Annotated in this window: 2 protein-coding genes; both read right to left on the bottom strand. The window is 59.7% G+C overall.

The genetic code is table 11. The features are described from left to right. Positions 1–1,315, bottom strand: a 1,315-nt coding sequence (gene tnpC, locus AS026_RS26690) for an IS66 family transposase (protein WP_062372984.1), incomplete at its 3' end; no start/stop codon positions are given. Positions 1,316–1,390: 75 nt separating this feature from the next. Next, on the bottom strand, positions 1,391–1,534 hold the full coding sequence (locus AS026_RS44755; RefSeq protein ID WP_483431334.1) for a hypothetical protein: 144 nt from the start codon (positions 1,532–1,534) through the stop codon (positions 1,391–1,393). Positions 1,535–1,540: the final 6 nt, after the last annotated feature.

The raw sequence follows: 1,540 nt of genomic DNA on the forward strand, positions 1-1,540 counted from the left end.
CGTAGCGGATCGCTTCGGCGGTCTTCGACTTGCCAGAGACCTTGGCCAGTTCCTTTTCCCAAAGATCAAAGAGGCCGGAGACGATGGTTGCAGATCTTTCCTGACGCAGCATGGAGCGGCTGTCAGCATCCCGACCGCGGACCTCATCCTCGATGCGCCACAGCTGGGTCATCGCGATGATCGTGTCCGTTGCTGCCTTTGAGACTCCACTGATGTGGAGGTCGTAAAACTTGCGACGTAGATGCGCCCAGCACCCTGCGAGTTGGCTCGTTTCATTGCTGCCAGCTTTGGCACGCGTCTTGGCAAGATTGGTATAGGCCGAGTAGCCGTCTACCTGCAGGATGCCGCTGAATCCGGCGAGATGACGCGCCACGCAATCAGCGCCCCTGCTGTCTTCAAACCGATAGGCAACCATCGGCGGACTGGTCCCGCCATCGGGGCGATCATCGCGAGCATAAGCCCAAAGCCACGCCTTCGTCGTTTTTCCCGAACCGGGCGCAAGGGTAGGTAAGGTGGTTTCGTCGGCGAAGATCCTTTCGCCGTCCTTGACGCGCTCAAGGATGTAATCGGCGCATATCTGCAGCTCGAAGCCCAGATGCCCCATCCATTGGGCCATCAACGATCGGCTGATCTCGACACCATCGCGGAGATAGATTGCCTCCTGCCGGTAAAGCGGAAGGCCGTCGGCGTATTTGGAGACGGCGATATAGGCGAGTAGCCGCTCCGTCGGCAGGCCACTTTCGATGATGTGCGCCGGTGCCAAAGCCTGGAGCACGCCATCATTGCCCCGGAAGGCATATTTAGGGCGACGCGTCACGATGACCCTGAACTTCGGCGGCACGACATCCAGTCGTTCCGAGCGATCCTCACCGATCAGGACCTTTTCCAGCCCCTCGCAGCCGGCCGGGATCTCCGGCTCGATCACTTCCTCGACGCGTTCGAGATGAGCGGCAAAACCCTTGCGTGGACGTGCTGCCCGTTTCGGCTTGTCCTTGGCCGCATGATCAAGTTCGCTCTGGATTGCGGAAAGGCCGGTCTCGACTTCCTCGAAGGCAAAAGACACCTGTTCGTCGTTGATCCCTAGCCGCAGTCGCTCGGAGCGGGTGCCATGTTGGGTGCGCTGCAGAACCTTCAGGATCGATGTGAGGTTGGCAATCCGCTCGTTGGCGCTCTTCTCCACCGCCTCCAATCGGGCGATCTCAGCTTCAGCGGCCTTCAGTCGGGCTTCTTTCGCAGCCTGCTCGCGCGCCATCGCGAGAACCATCGCTTTCAGCGCGTCAACGTCGTCCGGCAGGTCGTGAGGGGGCAAATCCATGCGAAGGAGTAGAGCATAAAAACAGCCGTTTTCCCAACCATTACAGCGGCATGATTCATCTTGCCGCAGGCGCGGTCAGCCCGTCAACAAGGGTCGCCTGACCTTGGCCGGGCGGATCTTTTTCCAATCCATTCCGGCCAGCAACGCCATCAGTTGCGAATGGTCCAGACGTATCCGTGCCGCCGATATGCCCGGCCAGCAGAAGCCTTGATCTTCCAGGGTTTT

The organism is Rhizobium altiplani, from assembly GCF_001542405.1.
In the GTDB taxonomy this organism is placed as follows: domain Bacteria; phylum Pseudomonadota; class Alphaproteobacteria; order Rhizobiales; family Rhizobiaceae; genus Rhizobium; species Rhizobium altiplani.